Origin of the sequence: Flavobacterium crocinum, from assembly GCF_003122385.1 — a bacterium.
Classification (GTDB): Bacteria; Bacteroidota; Bacteroidia; order Flavobacteriales; family Flavobacteriaceae; genus Flavobacterium; species Flavobacterium crocinum.
In genome coordinates, this window is sequence record NZ_CP029255.1 from 401,937 (window position 1) to 420,713 (window position 18,777).

The 18,777-nt window shown below is 34.6% G+C and carries 32 protein-coding genes; 1 reads left to right on the plus strand and 31 read right to left on the minus strand.

The genetic code is table 11. The annotated features are described in order from the left end of the window. Nucleotides 1-13: 13 nt before the first annotated feature. From HYN56_RS01925 to rpsL, 31 genes are all read right to left on the minus strand, one after another. Nucleotides 14-1,006, minus strand: a complete 993-nt coding sequence (locus HYN56_RS01925) for a DNA-directed RNA polymerase subunit alpha (protein ID WP_008464329.1) — start codon at nt 1,004-1,006, stop codon at nt 14-16. A 21-nt stretch (nt 1,007-1,027) separates the two neighbouring features. Further along, nucleotides 1,028-1,633 carry a 30S ribosomal protein S4 gene (gene rpsD, locus HYN56_RS01930; RefSeq protein ID WP_008464326.1) on the minus strand — a complete coding sequence of 202 codons (606 nt, stop codon included), beginning with the start codon at nt 1,631-1,633 and terminating at the stop codon, nt 1,028-1,030. Between the two features lie 91 nt (nt 1,634-1,724). Then, nucleotides 1,725-2,108 (minus strand): 30S ribosomal protein S11, encoded by a 384-nt coding sequence (rpsK, locus tag HYN56_RS01935; RefSeq protein ID WP_026727866.1) that lies wholly within the window; start codon nt 2,106-2,108, stop codon nt 1,725-1,727. Between the two features lie 8 nt (nt 2,109-2,116). Further along, entirely contained in the window at nt 2,117-2,491 is a 375-nt protein-coding gene (gene rpsM, locus HYN56_RS01940; RefSeq protein ID WP_008464322.1) for a 30S ribosomal protein S13, read from the minus strand. Between the two features lie 2 nt (nt 2,492-2,493). Then, a complete protein-coding gene (gene ykgO, locus HYN56_RS01945) occupies nt 2,494-2,610 on the minus strand; it encodes a type B 50S ribosomal protein L36 (RefSeq protein WP_002987490.1) in 117 nt (38 codons plus the stop codon). Between the two features lie 12 nt (nt 2,611-2,622). Further along, on the minus strand, nt 2,623-2,838 hold the full coding sequence (infA, locus tag HYN56_RS01950; RefSeq protein WP_007136545.1) for a translation initiation factor IF-1: 216 nt from the start codon (nt 2,836-2,838) through the stop codon (nt 2,623-2,625). A gap of 7 nt (nt 2,839-2,845) precedes the next feature. Next, nucleotides 2,846-4,192, minus strand: a complete 1,347-nt coding sequence (gene secY / locus HYN56_RS01955) for a preprotein translocase subunit SecY (protein ID WP_007803669.1) — start codon at nt 4,190-4,192, stop codon at nt 2,846-2,848. 13 nt (nt 4,193-4,205) lie between these two features. Continuing rightward, nucleotides 4,206-4,658, minus strand: coding sequence for a 50S ribosomal protein L15 (gene rplO, locus HYN56_RS01960; RefSeq protein ID WP_109190654.1), 453 nt, complete (start codon nt 4,656-4,658; stop codon nt 4,206-4,208). 11 nt (nt 4,659-4,669) lie between these two features. Continuing rightward, on the minus strand, nt 4,670-4,852 hold the full coding sequence (gene rpmD, locus HYN56_RS01965) for a 50S ribosomal protein L30 (protein WP_008464315.1): 183 nt from the start codon (nt 4,850-4,852) through the stop codon (nt 4,670-4,672). A gap of 11 nt (nt 4,853-4,863) precedes the next feature. Beyond that, nucleotides 4,864-5,388: a 30S ribosomal protein S5 gene (rpsE, locus tag HYN56_RS01970; RefSeq protein ID WP_085949269.1), complete on the minus strand. Its 525-nt coding sequence runs from the start codon at nt 5,386-5,388 to the stop codon at nt 4,864-4,866. A 3-nt stretch (nt 5,389-5,391) separates the two neighbouring features. Continuing rightward, nucleotides 5,392-5,742: a 50S ribosomal protein L18 gene (gene rplR, locus HYN56_RS01975; protein ID WP_109190655.1), complete on the minus strand. Its 351-nt coding sequence runs from the start codon at nt 5,740-5,742 to the stop codon at nt 5,392-5,394. Nucleotides 5,743-5,753: 11 nt separating this feature from the next. After that, the gene (gene rplF / locus HYN56_RS01980; RefSeq protein ID WP_109190656.1) at nt 5,754-6,296 is read right to left on the minus strand and encodes a 50S ribosomal protein L6; all 543 of its coding nucleotides are present in this window, start codon (nt 6,294-6,296) and stop codon (nt 5,754-5,756) included. An 18-nt stretch (nt 6,297-6,314) separates the two neighbouring features. Next, entirely contained in the window at nt 6,315-6,713 is a 399-nt protein-coding gene (gene rpsH / locus HYN56_RS01985) for a 30S ribosomal protein S8 (RefSeq protein ID WP_008464306.1), read from the minus strand. A 104-nt stretch (nt 6,714-6,817) separates the two neighbouring features. Continuing rightward, nucleotides 6,818-7,087 carry a 30S ribosomal protein S14 gene (rpsN, locus tag HYN56_RS01990; protein ID WP_008464305.1) on the minus strand — a complete coding sequence of 90 codons (270 nt, stop codon included), beginning with the start codon at nt 7,085-7,087 and terminating at the stop codon, nt 6,818-6,820. Between the two features lie 3 nt (nt 7,088-7,090). After that, on the minus strand, nt 7,091-7,642 hold the full coding sequence (gene rplE / locus HYN56_RS01995) for a 50S ribosomal protein L5 (protein WP_012022484.1): 552 nt from the start codon (nt 7,640-7,642) through the stop codon (nt 7,091-7,093). Nucleotides 7,643-7,644: 2 nt separating this feature from the next. Next, entirely contained in the window at nt 7,645-7,959 is a 315-nt protein-coding gene (rplX, locus tag HYN56_RS02000) for a 50S ribosomal protein L24 (protein WP_008464300.1), read from the minus strand. An 11-nt stretch (nt 7,960-7,970) separates the two neighbouring features. Beyond that, nucleotides 7,971-8,339 carry a 50S ribosomal protein L14 gene (rplN, locus tag HYN56_RS02005; RefSeq protein ID WP_007803649.1) on the minus strand — a complete coding sequence of 123 codons (369 nt, stop codon included), beginning with the start codon at nt 8,337-8,339 and terminating at the stop codon, nt 7,971-7,973. A gap of 2 nt (nt 8,340-8,341) precedes the next feature. Beyond that, entirely contained in the window at nt 8,342-8,602 is a 261-nt protein-coding gene (gene rpsQ, locus HYN56_RS02010) for a 30S ribosomal protein S17 (protein ID WP_007803646.1), read from the minus strand. 17 nt (nt 8,603-8,619) lie between these two features. Further along, the gene (gene rpmC / locus HYN56_RS02015) at nt 8,620-8,811 is read right to left on the minus strand and encodes a 50S ribosomal protein L29 (protein WP_008464297.1); all 192 of its coding nucleotides are present in this window, start codon (nt 8,809-8,811) and stop codon (nt 8,620-8,622) included. Between the two features lie 12 nt (nt 8,812-8,823). Next, nucleotides 8,824-9,249 (minus strand): 50S ribosomal protein L16, encoded by a 426-nt coding sequence (gene rplP, locus HYN56_RS02020; RefSeq protein WP_008464295.1) that lies wholly within the window; start codon nt 9,247-9,249, stop codon nt 8,824-8,826. Nucleotides 9,250-9,268: 19 nt separating this feature from the next. After that, entirely contained in the window at nt 9,269-10,027 is a 759-nt protein-coding gene (gene rpsC, locus HYN56_RS02025; protein ID WP_008464292.1) for a 30S ribosomal protein S3, read from the minus strand. Between the two features lie 5 nt (nt 10,028-10,032). After that, nucleotides 10,033-10,446, minus strand: a complete 414-nt coding sequence (rplV, locus tag HYN56_RS02030; RefSeq protein WP_007803631.1) for a 50S ribosomal protein L22 — start codon at nt 10,444-10,446, stop codon at nt 10,033-10,035. An 8-nt stretch (nt 10,447-10,454) separates the two neighbouring features. Next, the gene (gene rpsS, locus HYN56_RS02035) at nt 10,455-10,733 is read right to left on the minus strand and encodes a 30S ribosomal protein S19 (RefSeq protein ID WP_008464288.1); all 279 of its coding nucleotides are present in this window, start codon (nt 10,731-10,733) and stop codon (nt 10,455-10,457) included. A 6-nt stretch (nt 10,734-10,739) separates the two neighbouring features. Further along, nucleotides 10,740-11,564, minus strand: coding sequence for a 50S ribosomal protein L2 (rplB, locus tag HYN56_RS02040; protein WP_008464287.1), 825 nt, complete (start codon nt 11,562-11,564; stop codon nt 10,740-10,742). Between the two features lie 9 nt (nt 11,565-11,573). After that, a complete protein-coding gene (gene rplW / locus HYN56_RS02045) occupies nt 11,574-11,864 on the minus strand; it encodes a 50S ribosomal protein L23 (protein WP_012022489.1) in 291 nt (96 codons plus the stop codon). A gap of 7 nt (nt 11,865-11,871) precedes the next feature. Beyond that, nucleotides 11,872-12,501: a 50S ribosomal protein L4 gene (gene rplD, locus HYN56_RS02050; protein ID WP_109190657.1), complete on the minus strand. Its 630-nt coding sequence runs from the start codon at nt 12,499-12,501 to the stop codon at nt 11,872-11,874. Further along, on the minus strand, nt 12,501-13,118 hold the full coding sequence (gene rplC, locus HYN56_RS02055; protein ID WP_091496656.1) for a 50S ribosomal protein L3: 618 nt from the start codon (nt 13,116-13,118) through the stop codon (nt 12,501-12,503). The genes rplD and rplC overlap by 1 nt, the downstream gene beginning before the upstream one ends. Nucleotides 13,119-13,523: 405 nt before the next feature. After that, nucleotides 13,524-13,829 carry a 30S ribosomal protein S10 gene (gene rpsJ / locus HYN56_RS02060; RefSeq protein WP_007803605.1) on the minus strand — a complete coding sequence of 102 codons (306 nt, stop codon included), beginning with the start codon at nt 13,827-13,829 and terminating at the stop codon, nt 13,524-13,526. A 10-nt stretch (nt 13,830-13,839) separates the two neighbouring features. Then, the gene (fusA, locus tag HYN56_RS02065) at nt 13,840-15,996 is read right to left on the minus strand and encodes an elongation factor G (protein WP_109190658.1); all 2,157 of its coding nucleotides are present in this window, start codon (nt 15,994-15,996) and stop codon (nt 13,840-13,842) included. Nucleotides 15,997-16,006: 10 nt separating this feature from the next. Continuing rightward, a complete protein-coding gene (gene rpsG / locus HYN56_RS02070) occupies nt 16,007-16,483 on the minus strand; it encodes a 30S ribosomal protein S7 (protein WP_026727879.1) in 477 nt (158 codons plus the stop codon). Nucleotides 16,484-16,507: 24 nt separating this feature from the next. Further along, entirely contained in the window at nt 16,508-16,891 is a 384-nt protein-coding gene (gene rpsL / locus HYN56_RS02075; protein ID WP_007136570.1) for a 30S ribosomal protein S12, read from the minus strand. 182 nt (nt 16,892-17,073) lie between these two features. Here rpsL and HYN56_RS02080 point away from each other — a divergent pair, with 182 nt between their 5' ends. Next, nucleotides 17,074-18,774 carry a BamA/TamA family outer membrane protein gene (locus tag HYN56_RS02080; RefSeq protein ID WP_240622646.1) on the plus strand — a complete coding sequence of 567 codons (1,701 nt, stop codon included), beginning with the start codon at nt 17,074-17,076 and terminating at the stop codon, nt 18,772-18,774. Nucleotides 18,775-18,777: the final 3 nt, after the last annotated feature.

Here is an 18,777-nt window from a genome sequence, read left to right on the forward strand (position 1 = left end):
AATATGAAGTAAATTATTCTTTATCTAATTTGTATTTAGCTAAATCCATTCCGAAAGTTAAATTCTTCACTGCAACAAGTTCATCAAGTTCAGTTAAAGATTTTTTACCGAAATTACGGAATTTCATTAGGTCATTTTTATTGAAAGATACTAAATCACCAAGTGTATCAACTTCAGCCGCTTTCAAGCAATTTAATGCTCTCACAGATAAATCCATATCAACAAGCTTAGTTTTAAGCAATTGTCTCATATGCAATGACTCTTCATCATACGATTCTGTTTGTGCAATTTCGTCAGCCTCAAGTGTAATTCTTTCGTCAGAGAATAACATGAAATGGTGAATTAAAACTTTAGCAGCTTCAGTAAGAGCATCTTTAGGATTAATAGATCCATCAGTTTTGATTTCAAAAACTAATTTTTCATAATCCGTTTTTTGCTCAACACGGAAATTTTCGATTGCATATTTTACATTTTTTACCGGAGTAAAAATAGAATCTGTAAAAATCGTTCCAATTGCAGCATTCTGTTTTTTGTTCTCTTCAGCAGGCACGTATCCTCTACCTTTTTCGATTGTTAAATCGAAATTCAATTTGATTTTAGAATCTAAATTACAGATAACAAGGTCTGGATTCAGAACTTGGAAACCTGAAATAAATTTTTGAAAATCACCTGCTGTTAATTGATCTTTACCAGAAACAGAAATAGTAACTGATTCATTATCGATATCTTCAATTTGACGTTTGAAACGTACTTGTTTTAGATTAAGGATAATTTCGGTAACATCTTCAACAACACCTGAAATAGTAGAAAACTCATGATCTACACCTTCGATACGAACAGATGTAATTGCATAACCTTCTAATGCTGAAAGCAAAACTCTTCTAAGTGCATTACCAACTGTCAATCCGTAACCAGGTTCTAAAGGTCTAAATTCAAATTTACCTTCAAAATCGGTTGAATCGATCATGATAACTTTATCGGGCTTTTGAAAATTAAATATTGCCATAAATTTCGACTAAGTCAATTATTATTTGTTGTACAACTCTACGATTAATTGTTCTTTAATGTTTTCTGGAATTTGAAGTCTCGCAGGTACAGAAACGAAAGTTCCTTCTTTAAGATCATTGTTCCAAGTAATCCATTCATAAACATGACTTGAATTTGATAAAGAACGTTCGATAGCTTCTAGAGATTTAGATTTTTCACGAACTGCAACTTTATCACCAGGCTTAAGGTGGTAAGAAGGAATATTAACAACCTCTCCATTTACAGTAATGTGTCTGTGAGAAACGATTTGACGCGCACCTCTTCTAGATGGAGCAATTCCCATTCTAAAAACAACATTATCTAATCTTGCTTCGCATAATTGTAATAAAACCTCACCAGTTACTCCTTTTGTAGCTGATGCTTTTTCGAATAAATTTCTGAATTGTTTTTCTAAAATTCCGTAAGAATATTTAGCTTTTTGCTTTTCCATTAACTGAACAGCGTACTCAGATTTTTTTCCTCTTTTTTTAGCCATCCCGTGTTGTCCAGGTGGGTAATTTCTTTTTTCGAAAGATTTATCATCTCCGAAGATTGCCTCGCCAAATTTACGAGCGATTTTGGTTTTAGGACCAGTATATCTTGCCATTTTAAAAAAAATTTAAGGTAGAAATTATGAATTCAGGTCTAATCCTTCGATAATCTATGTTCTACCTTGTTTATACTATAAAAATAAAAAATTAAACTCTACGTCTTTTTGGAGGACGACATCCGTTGTGTGGCATTGGAGTAACATCAATAATTTCAGTAACTTCAATTCCACCGTTATGAATAGAACGGATAGCAGACTCACGTCCGTTACCTGGTCCTTTTACATAAACTTTCACTTTTTTAAGTCCTGCCTCAAGTGCTACTTTAGCGCAATCTTCTGCTGCCATTTGAGCTGCATAAGGAGTGTTCTTTTTAGAACCTCTGAAACCCATTTTACCAGCTGAAGACCAAGAGATAACTTCACCTTTCTTATTAGTCAAAGAAATAATAATGTTATTAAAAGTGGCAGAAATATGAGCCTCACCCGTTGATTCAACGATAACTTTACGTTTTTTTGCAGTTGCTTTAGCCATATTACTTATTATTTAGTTGCTTTTTTCTTGTTAGCAACAGTTTTTCTTTTACCTTTTCTTGTTCTTGAGTTGTTTTTAGTTCTTTGTCCTCTTAATGGAAGACCAGATCTATGACGAATACCTCTGTAACATCCAATATCCATTAAACGTTTAATGTTTAAAGAAATTTCAGAACGTAATTCACCTTCAATTTTGTAAAATGAAACAGCTTCACGAATTGCTCCGATTTCATCATCATTCCAATCTTGAACTTTTTTATCCTGGCTAACTTGAGCTTTCTCTAAAATCTCAATAGCTCTACTTTTTCCTAACCCGAAGATGTAGGTAAGTGCGATAACACCTCTTTTGTTTTTTGGGATATCTACCCCTGCTATTCTTGCCATAATTATCCTTGTCTTTGTTTAAATCTAGGATTCTTTTTGTTTATTACGTACAGTCTCCCTTTTCTACGCACGATAATGCACTCGGCACTTCTCTTTTTTACTGATGCTCTAACTTTCATAGTGAATATCCTTTAATATCGATAAGTAATTCTTGCTTTTGACAAATCGTAAGGACTCATTTCTAGTTTCACTTTATCACCAGGTAATAACTTGATGTAATGCATTCGCATTTTTCCAGAAATATGAGCAATTACAATATGTCCATTTTCTAACTCCACACGGAACATCGCATTTGATAATGCTTCAATGATTGATCCGTCTTGTTCTATTGCTGATTGTTTTGCCATAAATATATTAAGCTACCGCTTTTCTATTTTTACCAGTCTTCATTAAACCATCATAATGTTTGTTTAACAAGTATGAATTGATTTGTTGAATAGTATCTATTGCAACTCCAACCATAATTATTAATGAGGTACCTCCAAAAAACATTGCCCAAGATTGTTGTACATCCATAATACTTACAACAATAGCTGGGAACACAGCAATCAAAGCAAGGAATAAAGATCCTGGGAAAGTTATTAAAGACATCACTTTATCTAAGAAATCTGAAGTTTCAGCTCCCGGACGAACTCCTGGAATAAAACCACCGCTTCTCTTTAAATCATCAGCCATTTTGTTAGTAGGTACAGTGATTGCAGTATAAAAGAATGTAAATACAATAATTAAAGTTGCAAAAACAAAATTATACCAGAAACCAAACATATTACTAAATGCACCAACAATAGATTGTGATGTATCTGATTTAGACAATCCGGCTACAGCCGCAGGAATAAACATAATTGCCTGAGCAAAAATAATTGGCATAACTCCAGAAGCATTAAGCTTAAGAGGAATCCATTGTCTATTACCTCCTGCCAAATCTTGCTCGTAATCTCCAGTTGTAGTACGACGAGCGTATTGTACCGGGATTCTACGTACTGCCATAGTAAGCAATACACAAGAAATGATAACTAATAACCACACAATAATTTCAATAACTAATAACATTGGACCTCCATTGTTATTGGTAACACGAGTTGTAAACTCCTGAATAAAAGCTTGTGGTAAACGAGCTAAAATACCAACCATAATTAACAATGAAATACCATTTCCAATACCTTTATCTGTAATTTTCTCACCAAGCCACATAGCAAAAATTGTTCCTGTAACTAAAATGATAACAGACGAGAACAAAAATTCAGGTGAATTAAAGCCTAGCAAAAATGCATTACTAGGCAATGTTCTGTATAAATTATAGATATAAGTTGGACCTTGAACCAATGTGATAGCGATTGTCAACCAACGAGTGATTTGATTAATCTTTTTTCTACCACTTTCCCCATCATTTTGAAGTTTTTGTAAATATGGAATCGCAATCCCCATCAACTGAACAACAATAGACGCAGAAATATAAGGCATGATACCTAAAGCAAAAACTGAAGCTTTAGAGAAAGCACCCCCGGTGAACATGTCTAGAATAGATCCTAGACCATTTTTAGTTTGTCCCGCTAAACCAGTCAATTGCGTTGCGTCAATTCCAGGAAGCGTAACGTGTGCTCCAAAACGATATACTAAAAGTAACCCTAAAGTAATTAAGATTCTATTCTTTAGTTCTTCGATTTTCCAAACATTACTTATTGATTCAATAAATTTCTTCATCTTAATAGATAAGTTATATAGTTACAGCCTCTCCACCAGCAGCTTCAATAGCAGCTTTTGCAGTAGCAGTAAATTTGTGGGCAGTTACTTTTAATTTTGCTTTCAATTCTCCTCTACCTAAAATCTTAACGATTTCATTTTTAGTAGCCAGACGATTTGCTACGAAATCCGTCATTGAAACAGAATCAGTAATTACACCGTTATCAACTAATAATTGAAGAGTATCTAAATTAACACCTTCGTATTCTTTACGATTGATGTTTTTGAAACCAAACTTAGGTACACGTCTTTGAAGTGGCATTTGCCCTCCTTCAAAACCAATCTTTTTAGAATAACCAGAACGAGATTTTGCTCCTTTGTGTCCACGTGCAGCGGTACCACCTTTTCCAGAACCTTCTCCTCTACCTAATCTTTTATTTTGATTGTGTGTAGATCCCTCAGCAGGTTGTAAGTTACTTAAATTCATAACAGTATTTGTTATTTAGCTTCTTCAACAGAAACTAAGTGTTTAACTTTGTTTATCATCCCAAGGATAGCAGGATTTGACTCATGCTCCACAACTTGTCCAATTTTACGTAGACCTAAAGCTTCCAACCCTCTCTTTTGAGAAAGAGGACAGTTGATTTTGCTTCTTACTTGTTTTACTAATAATTTAGCCATAATTTCCTGAATTAACCTTTAAAAACTTTCTCTAAAGAAACCCCTCTCTGTTTTGCAACAGTATGAGCGCTTCTCATTTGCAATAAAGCATCAAAAGTTGCTTTTACTACGTTATGTGGATTTGATGATCCTTGAGATTTAGACAATACATCGTGAATACCTACTGATTCAAGAACTGAACGAACAGCTCCACCAGCAATAACCCCAGTACCATGAGAAGCTGGAATTAAGAATACACGTGCACCACCAAATTTACCTTTTTGTTCGTGAGGAACAGATTGTCCATTCAAAGGAATTCTAACTAAGTTTTTCTTAGCATCTTCTACTGCTTTCGCAATTGCTTCAGAAACGTCTTTAGATTTTCCTAATCCGTGACCAACTACTCCATTTTCATCACCTACAACTACAATAGCAGAAAAACCGAAAGCTCTACCTCCTTTTGTAACTTTAGTAACACGATTTACACTAACCAGACGATCTTTAAGTTCAAGACCACTAGGTTTTACCAATTCTACATTTTTGTATTTAGACATAATATATTAGAATTTAAGTCCAGCGGCTCTTGCGCCTTCTGCTAATGATTTAATACGACCGTGGTACAAATATCCACCTCTGTCAAAAGTGATGGTATCAATCCCGGCTTTTAACGCTTTCTCTGCAACTAATTTTCCAACAGCAGCAGCGATTTCAACGTTAGTACCTTTTCCTATTTCTTTTTCTCTCGAAGATGCAGCTAATATAGTAACTCCATTTACATCATCAATGATTTGAGCGTAAATTTCTTTATTACTTCTAAAAACAGAAAGTCTAGGTCTTGCAGCTGAACCACTAACCGATTTTCTAATTCTGAATTTAATTCTCTGTCTTCTTTCAGATTTTGTTAATGACATAATCTTATATTTTAAGCTGATTTACCTGCTTTTCTTCTTAATACTTCACCCACAAATTTAACACCTTTTCCTTTATATGGCTCTGGCTTACGGAAACTTCTGATTTTCGCAGCAACTTGTCCTAAAAGTTGTTTATCAAATGATGTTAATTTGACGATTGGGTTCTTACCTTTTTCAGATACTGTTTCCAAAGATACTTCAGGAGCAATCTCTAAAACAATATTGTGAGAATATCCAAGAGCTAAATCTAATTTTTGACCTTGGTTTGAAGCTCTATAACCAACTCCAACTAATTCTAGTTCTTTTGTGAAACCTTCAGAAACACCAACAACCATATTACTGATCAAAGATCTGAATAATCCGTGCTTTGCTCTGTGGTTTTTATGATCAGACGATCTTTCAACTAAAACCTGATCGCCTTCAACAGTTACATTTACGTCCGAAAACTCCTGAACTAGTTGACCTCTTTTTCCTTTTACTGTAATAATACCGTCTTTAACTTCTACAGTTACACCAGCAGGGATTACAATTGGGCTTTTACCTATTCTTGACATCTTTTCTAGTGTTTAAAATTAGTATACGTAACAAATTACTTCACCACCTACATTTAATTGCTTAGCTTGTTTTCCAGTCATCAAACCTTTTGATGTAGAAACAATAGCAATTCCTAATCCATTAAGGATTCTAGGTAATTTGGCAGCACCTGCGTACTTACGTAAACCAGGTTTACTAATTCTTTGGATATCTTTGATTACAGGCTCTTTAGTATCTTTATCATACTTCAAAGCAATTTTGATAGAACCTTGTACAGTGTTCTGCTCAAATTTGTAACTTAAGATGTAACCTTGATCAAATAAGATCTTAGTTATCTCTTTTTTAAGATTAGATGCCGGAATTTCAACAACTTTGTGGTTTGCAGCCACAGCGTTACGAACTCTAGTCAAATAATCTGCAATAGGATCTGTATACATATGTATTTGATTGCGATTATGGTTTTCGGGAGACACCCGTCTCCCGAACCTTTAATCAATTAAAATTATTTTTTGGTTTGCAAAAGTAATAACTTATTGCGAGATTACCAAGAAGCCTTTTTAACTCCTGGAATTAACCCATTGTTAGCCATTTCACGGAAAGTTACACGTGAAATACCGAATTGACGGATATAACCTCTAGGTCTACCTGTTAATTTACAACGATTGTGTAAACGAACTGGTGAAGCATTTTTAGGTAATCTTTGTAAACCTTCGTAGTCTCCAGCTTCTAATAAAGCTTTTCTCTTCTCAGCATATTTAGCTACCGTTTTCTCTCTTTTAACCTCGCGGGCTTTCATTGATTCTTTAGCCATGTCTTAATTCTTTTTAAAAGGTAATCCTAATTCAGCCAATAATGACTTTGCTTCCTTGTCTGTTTTTGCAGTAGTAACAAAAGTAATATCCATTCCTGAAATTTTGTTTACTTTGTCAATATCAATTTCAGGGAAAATGATTTGCTCTAAAACTCCAAGATTGTAGTTACCTCTTCCGTCGAAACCTGTAGCTTTAATACCACCAAAATCTCTAACACGTGGTAAAGCAGAAGTAATAAGTCTATCTAAAAACTCATACATTCTTTCTCCACGTAAAGTAACTTTTGCTCCAATAGGCATTCCTTTTCTCAATTTGAAAGACGCAACGTCTTTTTTAGAGATTGTAGAAACTGCTTTTTGTCCAGTGATCTTTGTTAACTCATCAACCGCATAGTCAATAAGTTTTTTATCAGATACAGCTGCACCAACTCCACGGCTCAAAACGATTTTTTCAAGTTTAGGAACTTGCATTACGTTTGTATATCCGAACTCTTCTTTAAGAGCAGAGATTACTCTACTCTTATATTCTTCTTTTAGTCTAGGTGTATATGCCATTACTATAGTACTTGATTAGATTTTTTTGAAAATCTTACTTTCTTATCTCCTTCTACTCTAATACCTACTCTAGTTGTTTCCTTAGTTTTAGGATCAATTAAAGCAATGTTAGAAATTTGAATAGAAGCCTCTTTCTTAACGATACCACCTTGAGGGTTTTTAGCACTTGGTTTAGTGTGTTTTGAAACCAAGTTTACACCTTCAACTATCGCTTTATTTTTCTCACGGTAAACACGTAAAACTTTACCTTCAGCACCTTTATGGTCTCCTGCAATAACTCTTACGATATCTCCTGATTTTATTTTTAGCTTTATCATCTTAAAACGAATTAAAGCACTTCTGGTGCTAATGATACAATTTTCATGAATTGTTTTTCACGAAGTTCTCTTGCGACCGGACCAAAAACACGAGTTCCTCTCATTTCTCCTGCAGCATTCAAAAGAACACATGCATTGTCATCGAAACGGATATAAGAACCATCAGCTCTTCTCACTTCTTTTTTAGTACGTACAACAACTGCAGTTGAAACAGCTCCTTTTTTCACGTTTCCGTTTGGAGTTGCATCTTTGATAGAAACTACAATTTTGTCACCAACAGAGGCATATCTTCTTTTAGTACCTCCTAAAACACGAATAGTTAAAACTTCTTTAGCTCCCGTGTTATCTGCTACTTTTAGTCTTGATTCTTGTTGTACCATAATTATTTAGCTCTTTCTAAGATTTCAACTAATCTCCAACATTTTGTTTTACTTAAAGGACGCGTTTCGCTAATTCTTACAGTATCTCCAATGTTACAGTCGTTTGTTTCGTCGTGTGCAACATATTTCTTAGTTTTCAACACGAACTTACCGTATAATGGGTGTTTTACTTTTCTTACTTCAGCAATAACGATAGATTTATCCATCTTATTTGAAGTAACAACACCTATTCTTTCTTTTCTTAAATTTCTTTTTTCTTCCATCTTTCAGCAGAATACAATTATTGTAACTCTCTTTTAGTTAACTCTGTAGCTAATCTTGCAACTGTTCTTCTAACGCTTCTAATTTGAAGTGGGTTAGCAATTGGAGAGATAGCATGAGCCATTTTTAGGTCAGCATATACTTTCTTAGTTTGACTAAGCTTTTCTTGCAACTCCGCTGCAGAAAGATCTTTTATTTCTGATTGTTTCATAATAAATATAAATTATGCTTCGAAATCTCTAGCAACGACGAACTTAGTTTTTACTGGAAGTTTTTGAGCTGCAAGACGTAAAGCTTCTTTTGCAACTGACAATGGAACTCCTCCAACTTCAAACATAATTCTTCCTGGTTTAACAACAGCAGCCCAATACTCAACTGCTCCTTTACCTTTACCCATACGTACTTCAAGAGGTTTCTTAGTAATAGGTTTGTCTGGGAAAATTTTGATCCATAATTGTCCTTCTCTCTTCATGTAACGAGTTGCAGCGATACGCGCAGCCTCGATTTGACGAGATGTTAAGAACATTCCATCTTCATGCACAGATTTAATACCAAACATTCCATTTGAAAGTTCGTGCCCTCTTTGAGAGTTACCCTTCATTCTACCTTTTTGTACCTTACGGTATTTTGTTCTTTTAGGCTGTAACATTTTTCTTTAGTTTAAAAATTTACTTTCTTTTACGAGCGTCTGGTTTTCCACCTTTGTTAAAGTTAGATTTGCCTCTAGGAGCATCTCCACCTTTTCCACCACCTGTACCAGATTGTTTTTTGTCCATTCCAGCAAGTGGAGAAAGTTCTCTCTTACCGTAAACTTCACCTTTCATGATCCATACTTTAATACCCATTCTACCGTAAGTAGTATGAGCCTCAGCAAGAGCATAATCAATGTCAGCTCTGAAAGTTGATAGAGGAATTCTACCTTCTTTGAAACCTTCTGAACGCGCCATCTCAGCTCCATTCAAACGACCAGAAATCAAAACTTTGATACCTTCAGCGTTCATACGCATAGAAGCAGCAATAGCCATTTTGATTGCACGTCTGTAAGAAATACGGCTTTCGATTTGACGAGCGATGCTTGTAGCCACAAGATAAGCATCTAACTCAGGTCTTTTAATTTCAAAGATGTTGATTTGAACCTCTTTGTCAGTAACTTTCTTAAGTTCTTCTTTCAACTTGTCTACCTCTTGCCCACCTTTTCCGATAATAATACCAGGTCTAGCAGTAGTGATAGTAACGGTTACAAGCTTCAAAGTTCTCTCGATGATTACTTTAGATACACTAGCTTTTGATAAACGAGCGTGGATATACTTTCTGATTTTGTGATCTTCAGCTAATTTATCGCCGTAATCATTTCCACCATACCAGTTTGAGTCCCATCCTCTGATGATACCAAGTCTATTTCCAATTGGATTTGTCTTTTGTCCCATGCTGCTTAAGAATTGCTTTGTGTGTTATTGATAGCTCCAAGCACGATTGTTACGTGATTAGAACGTTTTCTTATTCTGTGTGCACGACCTTGAGGAGCTGGACGAAGTCTTTTTAACATCATTCCACCATCTACTCTGATCTCTTTAACAAATAATCCAGCTTCTTCTAAATTACCTTCACTATTTTTTTGCTCCCAGTTATTGATTGCAGATAATAATAGTTTTTCTAATTTTCTTGAAGCTTCTTTAGAACTGAATCTTAAAATGTTAAGTGCTCTTTCTACCTTCTGACCTCTTACCAAGTCCGCTACTAAGCGCATTTTTCTAGGTGAAGTAGGGCAGTTATTCAATTTTGCGAAAGCGATAGACTTATTAGCCTCTTTTCTCGCATCTGCTGTTTCTCTTTTACGAACTCCCATTGCTTCTTTTATTTTTTACCTTTATTTTTTGCTCCAGCATGACCTCTAAAAGATCTAGTTGGTGAAAACTCTCCTAATTTGTGACCTACCATGTTTTCTGTTACGTAAACTGGTACAAATTGACGACCGTTATGAACTGCGATAGTTTGTCCAACGAAATCTGGAGTAATCATTGAAGCTCTAGACCAAGTCTTAACAACTGCATTTTTACCACTTTCTACGTTTTCTTGAACTTTCTTGTCTAATTTATAATGAACGAAAGGTCCTTTTTTTAATGAACGTGCCATATCTTATTATTTCTTTCTACGTTCTACGATATACTTGTTACTCGGGTTTTTCTTAGAACGAGTTCTGTAACCTTTAGCTGGCAATCCGTTTCTTGAACGTGGGTGCCCTCCAGAAGAACGTCCTTCACCACCTCCCATAGGGTGATCAACTGGGTTCATCGCTACTGGTCTAGTTCTAGGTCTTCTTCCTAACCATCTTGTTCTACCTGCTTTTCCAGATACAACTAATTGGTGGTCAGAGTTAGAAACAGCTCCAATTGTAGCCGAACATGTTAACAAGATCAATCTTGTCTCACCAGATGGCATTTTAATTGTCGCATATTTCCCGTCTCTTGCCATTAACTGAGCAAAAGTTCCAGCTGAACGAGCAATAACCGCTCCTTGCCCTGGACGCAACTCAATACAAGATATAACAGTTCCAAGAGGAATTCTGCTTAAAGGTAAAGTATTACCAATCTCCGGTTGAGATTCTGGTCCTGAAACTAATTTCTGACCAACTTTCAATCCGTTTTGAGCGATAATATAAGTTTTCTCTCCATCAGCATAAGCTAATAAAGCGATAAATGCAGTACGATTTGGATCGTATTCGATTGATTTCACTGTAGCTGGAATTCCATCTTTAGTTCTTTTGAAATCAATGATACGATATCTCTGCTTGTGACCACCACCCGTATAACGCATGGTCATCTTTCCTTGACTATTTCTACCTCCTGAGTTTTTTATCGGCGCTATCAAAGAGCGTTCCGGCTTATCAGTTGTAATAGCGTCATAACCATTCACAACTCTAAATCGCTGACCCGGGGTAATAGGTTTTAATTTTCTTACTGACATTTTTCTATCTTAGATATTGTTGTAAAAATCAATTGTTTCTCCTTCTTGTACTTGTACAATTGCTTTTTTAATAGCATTTGTCTTTCCACTGATTAAACCACTTTTAGTGTATTTAGTAGATCTATCCGGTCTCACATTCATTGTGTTAACAGAAACGATAGTTACTCCATAAGCAGCTTCAACAGCTTTCTTAATTTGAACTTTGTTTGCTTTTTTGTCAACAACGAATCCGAAGCGGTTTAGAACTTCACTTTCTTTGGTTACTTTTTCCGTTACTATAGGTCTAATAATAATGCTCATCTTCCTATTATTTACTTAAATTTTCTTCAATTAACTCTAAAGAACCTTCCAAAAGCACTAAATTATTAGCGTTTAATATTGCGTAAGTGCTTAATTCAGAGCTAGTTACGACGCTTGAAGCCTTTAAATTGCGTGACGACAAATATACGTTTTTATTTGACTCACCCAACACGAATAGAGATTTTTTATTTTCTAACCCTAAAGCTTTCAAAACGTTAATGAAATTTTTAGTGTTTGGCGCTTCAAAATTAAAGTCTTCTACAACCACAATATTTGACTCTTTTGCTTTGATTGAGAAAGCTGATTTTCTAGCTAATCTCTTTAAGCTTTTATTCAATTTAAATGAATAACTTCTTGGTCTTGGTCCGAAAACTGTTCCACCACCTTTAAACAAAGGATTCTTTACACTTCCTGCACGAGCAGTACCAGTTCCTTTTTGCTTTTTAATCTTACGAGTACTTCCAGTTACTTCAGCTCTTTCTTTAGCTTTATGAGTACCTTGTCTTTGATTAGCAAGATATTGCTTAACATCAAGATATACTGCGTGATTGTTTGGTTCAATTGCGAATACTGAATCAGAAAGTTGAACTTTTCTTCCAGTATCTTTTCCGTTGAAATCTAATACTTTTACTTCCATTACTTCTGAATGATTACATAAGAGTTTTTATGCCCAGGAACACATCCTTTAACAACAAGTAAGTTCTTTTCAGCAACTACTTTTAAAACTCTAAGGTTTTGAACTTTTACATTTTCTCCTCCCATTCTTCCAGCCATACGCATTCCTTTGAATACTCTAGATGGGTAAGAAGAAGCTCCTACAGAACCTGGCGCTCTTAAACGGTTGTGTTGACCATGAGTAGCCTGTCCAACACCACCAAAACCGTGACGCTTAACAACACCCTGGAAACCTTTACCTTTAGACACACCTTGTACATCTACAAATTCTCCTTCTTCAAAAATAGAAACATCAATAAGATCTCCTAATTTTTGTTCAGTTGCAAAATCTTGGAATTCAACGACTTTTTTCTTAGCAACAGTTCCAGCTTTTTTAAAGTGACCTAAAGCCGCTTTAGTAGAATGTTTCTCGTTTTTGTCATCGAAACCAAGTTGCAACGCTTCATACCCGTCAACCTCGTTGGTTCTGACTTGGGTAACAACGCATGGTCCAGCTTCGATTACTGTACAAGGAATATTTTTCCCGTTTTCATCAAAGATACTAGTCATGCCGATTTTCTTACCAATTAACCCAGACATAAATATTAATTATTAATTACTAAAATTCCCTTCAATTTGAAAATAACAGAAATTTCCAAACAGGGAGTGCAAAAGTAGATATTAAAATCGAATAAACCAAACGGTTATAAAAATTAAATCGCTCATTATCAAAATCCAAGCTTCAAAATAACACCAAAAACAGCTTTTACAATCTTTAAATCCAAAACTTTTTTTTCAATTTTTAAACAATTCACACTTAACAATTAATTAATAAAATCTAAACAAAAAAACCTCTCATCGCCCTAAAATAAAGGAGTTTACACAAAAAACAAAGAACCACAAAACCACAGAATACTAAAAAAAATCACAAACAAAATCATATTTAAAAAACAAAAAAAGCGAGACATTTTTGCCTCGCTTTTTATATAAAAAAAATATAAAAAATTATACTTTTATCTCTACTTCTACTCCACTTGGCAATTCAAGTTTCATTAAAGCATCAATAGTTTTAGATGAAGATGAATAAATATCAATCAATCTCTTGTATGACATTACTTCAAATTGCTCTCTCGCTTTTTTGTTAACGTGCGGAGAACGTAATACAGTGAAAAGTTTTTTGTGAGTTGGCAACGGAATAGGACCTGTTACAACTGCTCCAGTAGTTTTTACTGTTTTCACGATCTTTTCAGCAGATTTATCCACCAACATGTGATCGTAAGATTTTAGTTTTATTCTGATTTTTTGACTCATTTTCTTAAAATTAAGCGTTACCTTTTGCTTTTTTGATTACCTCTTCTGAAATATTAGAAGGTGTTTCTGCATAGTGAGAGAACTCCATTGTTGAAGTAGCTCTACCAGAAGATAATGTTCTTAATGTTGTTACATAACCAAACATTTCTGATAAAGGCACATCAGCTTTGATAGTCTTAGCACCATTTCTATCACCCATGTCATTAACCTGACCTCTACGACGGTTCAAGTCACCTACGATATCACCCATGTTTTCTTCCGGAGTAATAACTTCGATTTTCATGATTGGCTCAAGAATAACAGCTCCAGCAGCACGTCCAGACTCTTTATAACCCATTCTAGCAGCTAATTCAAAAGAAAGAGCATCAGAATCCACAGGGTGGAAAGATCCATCCAATAAAGTTACTTTTAAACTATCAACAGCATATCCAGCTAACGGACCTGTTTTCATAGCCTCACGGAAACCTTTTTCAACAGCAGGGATATATTCTTTAGGAACGTTACCACCTTTTACCTCATTTACGAACTGTAATCCAACCGGAACTTTACCATCAACTTCATCAGCAGGCTCGATTCTAAATACGATATCACCGAATTTACCACGACCTCCAGATTGTTTCTTGTAAGTTTCTCTATGCTGAGCAGATTTAGTAAACGCCTCTTTATACTCTACTTGTGGCTCACCTTGATTAACTTCTACTTTAAACTCACGTTTCATACGATCAACTAAGATATCTAAGTGAAGCTCACCCATACCAGAAATAATAGTTTGACCTGAAGCCTCATCAGTTCTTACAGTAAATGTTGGATCTTCTTCAGCTAATTTAGCTAATGCCATACCCATTTTATCAACGTCAGCTTTAGTTTTAGGCTCGATAGCAATACCAATTACTGGCTCTGGGAATTTCATAGATTCCAAGATAATTGGATTCTTTTCATCACAAAGTGTATCCCCAGTTTTGATATCTTTAAATCCTACAGCAGCACCAATATCTCCAGCCTCAATATATTCGATTGGATTTTGCTTATTAGCATGCATTTGGTAAATACGAGAAATTCTCTCTTTATTACCAGAACGAGTATTTAAAACATACGAACCAGCATCTAAACGTCCAGAATAAGCACGGAAGAAAGCTAAACGACCTACGAATGGATCAGTAGCAATTTTAAATGCTAAAGCAGCGAATGGCTCTTTTACATCTGGGCGACGTAAGATTTTAGTTTGATCTTCTTCTAATAATTCAGCATCATCAGGGTGAATTCCCTCGATACCTTCTTTATCTAATGGAGATGGTAAATATTTACAAACAGCATCTAACATGAATTGAACTCCTTTGTTTTTGAAAGAAGAACCAGCAAGCATAGGAATGATTGCCATATCAATAGTAGCCGCTCTTAACGCATTGTTGATTTCATCCTCTGTAATAGAGTTTTCATCTTCCATGTATTTATCTAAAAGATTCTCATCATAAGTTGCAATCTCTTCGATAAGGATAGAACGGTAGTGTTTTACATCATCAACCATATCAGCCGGGATGTCAACGATATCAAAAGTAGCTCCCTGAGTTTCATCATGCCATACAATAGCTTGATTTTTTACCAAGTCAACAATACCTTTAAAATCTGCTTCATCACCAATAGGCAAAGTAATTGCAACCGCATTCGATTTCAACATATCTTTAACCTGTCCGCATACAGCTAAAAAGTTAGCACCTTGACGGTCCATTTTGTTTACGAATCCCATACGAGGAACTCTATATTGATCAGCAAGTCTCCAGTTAGTTTCTGACTGAGGCTCAACACCATCAACAGCACTAAACAAGAAAACCAAACCATCAAGTACACGTAAAGAACGGTTTACCTCTACAGTAAAGTCAACGTGTCCAGGAGTATCAATAATATTAAAGTGGTAAGGTAATGATTCCGGAAGAACTTTACCTTGCTCAGTTGGAAAATTCCAAGTACAAGTTGTAGCAGCAGATGTAATTGTAATACCTCTTTCCTGCTCTTGTGCCATCCAGTCCATTGTTGCAGCACCATCATGCACCTCACCAATTTTGTGTGATTTTCCAGTATAAAAAAGAATACGCTCAGTAGTTGTTGTTTTACCAGCATCAATGTGAGCAGCGATCCCGATATTTCTTGTATATTTTAAATCTCTAGCCATTTCTTACGAATTAAAATCTAAAGTGAGAGAATGCTTTATTAGCTTCTGCCATTTTGTGAGTATCCATTCTTTTCTTAACCGCAGCACCTTCTTCTTTAGCAGCAGCTAAACACTCTGACGCTAAACGTTGCGCCATAGATTTTTCATTTCTTCTTCTTGAATAAAGTATCAACCACTTCATTGCCATAGAAATTTTTCTGTCTGGACGAATTTGCATTGGGATTTGGAATGTAGCTCCACCAACTCTACGGCTACGTACTTCTACGTGAGGCATAACGTTTGTTAAAGCATCTTTCCAGATCTCTAATGAAGTTTTCTCATCATTTTGCTTTTTAGTCTCAATGATATCAATAGCATCATAAAATACTTTAAAAGCTGTAGATTTCTTACCATCCCACATTAAGTTATTCACGAAACGTGTTACTAATTGGTCATTAAACCTTGGATCCGGTAAAAGTGGTCTTTTCTTTGCCGCTCTTTTTCTCATGTCTTTTTCTTAAAAGTTTTTAAATTACTTTTTTGCTTCTTTTGGGCGTTTAGCACCGTACTTAGATCTTCTTTGCGTTCTTCCTGCAACACCTGACGTATCAAGAGCTCCACGAACGATATGATATCTAACACCTGGTAAATCTTTTACCCTTCCACCTCGCACTAATACTATCGAGTGCTCTTGTAGATTGTGTCCTTCTCCCGGGATGTAAGCATTCACCTCATTACCATTTGTCAAACGCACACGCGCAACTTTACGCATTGCAGAGTTTGGTTTTTTTGGTGTAGTAGTGTAAACACGCGTACAAACCCCTCTTCTTTGAGGACAAGAATCTAAAGCAACCGATTTACTCTTCTTAGTGATCTGAGTTCTTCCTGTTCTTACTAATTGTTGAATTGTTGGCATAATTAATACTAAAAATTATTATGTTTATTAAATTCCCGCTTTTTACGGGGTTGCAAATGTATAAAATATTTTTCACTATACAAACGTTAAATCATTAATTTTCAACAACATTATTTATATCTATGATTTCACAGAGAAACATTAGATATTTGCTTTACATTTAACTAACAAACCAATTGCTTTTGAAACAATTACTAAACATATTCATTTTCTTAATTACTTCAGGATGTTTTGCCCAGTCTTTCTACCTTAATATAACAGGAATTAACAAAACCCAAACTCAAGCTATTGACTCTCTTCCATATAACAAAAAGCATTTTAATGTAAAATCTCTATTTGATGAAATAACAAAAACATCAAACCAATTAACAAAACAAGGTTACATAGATGCTGAAATACTAGAAAACAAAAAGACAAACGACAGCACTTTTACCATAATAATCAACTTAAAAAACAAGATCAAACAAGTACATATATATATAGGTATAAATAATTCATTTTACACAGACAAAACAACAACCAAAGACAGTGTGTTTATTCCTTATCCTCAATTAGAAAACTTTCTTAATCAGGAAATTTCAAACAAAGAAAAAGCCGGTTTTGCATTCACGAAACTAAAATTGAAAAACATCACCAAAAAAAATTCGATAATTTATGCCGATTTAAATCTTGATTCCGAAAAAAAAAGAAACTTAAATTCCATTATTCTAAATTATACAAATACTGACTCTAAAGAATACTTTCCTAAAGGAGCATTAAAACAACTAAACAAAAAATACTTAAATAAAACATTCAATCAGGAAATGATCAAAAACATATATACAGATCTTAATAGTTTTGAATTTATTTCTCAAACTAAATATCCTGAAATATTATTCACAAAAGACTCCACGAAAATCTACACTTATATAGAAAAAAGAAAAGCAAACACTTTCGATGGATATATCGGATTTTCGAATGACGAAAACAAAAAACTTGTTTTAAATGGATATCTAGACATTTCACTAATAAACACACTACGGGCTGGAGAAAAATTTTCACTTTATTGGAAAAGCGATGGCAACCAACAAAAAACATTTAACACTAAAATTGAAATCCCATACATTTTCCAATCTCCTATCGGCATAAAAGCTCAATTAAACATCTTCAAACAAGACAGTACTTTTCAAAATACCAAAACCGATATTAACTTAGGCTACTATCTAAATTACAATTCCAAACTTTACATTGGATACCAATCTACAGAATCAAGCGATATTCAAAACACAAACAGTTCTTTAATTAGCGATTTCAACAATTCATATTTAACAACATCATTTGATTATCAAAAAGCAGATTATCAGAACCCAATATTCCTCAATAAAGCTTATTTATTTACGTCTTTAGGTTTTGGAAAACGCACAACTAATGACAACCCACAAACTGCCGGAACAAGCAACCAACTATTTGCAAACATTAATCTCAAATATAATTTTGAGTTAAACCCTAAGAATTTCATTAACATAAATTCACAAAATTATATCTTAAAGAGTCAGAACTACATTTCAAACGAATTATTCCGTTTTGGAGGAATGAATTCAATCAGAGGTTTTTTAGAAAACAGCCTGCAAGCGAACTTCACTTCAATGATTCTTACAGAATACCGTTATCTGGCTTCAAAAAGCCTTTATCTGAATTCAATAATCGATTATGCAATATATCAAGACCTGACAAGTGTTTCGAATAAAAATCAAATAAGAAAATTAATAGGAATTGGAATTGGAACAACAATTCAAACGACCAGTGGCTTATTAAAAATAAACCTTACAAACGGAGGAGAAAAAACTTCAGATTTGCAATTATATAACACTATCATAAACATATGTTATAATGTTAAATTTTGATCT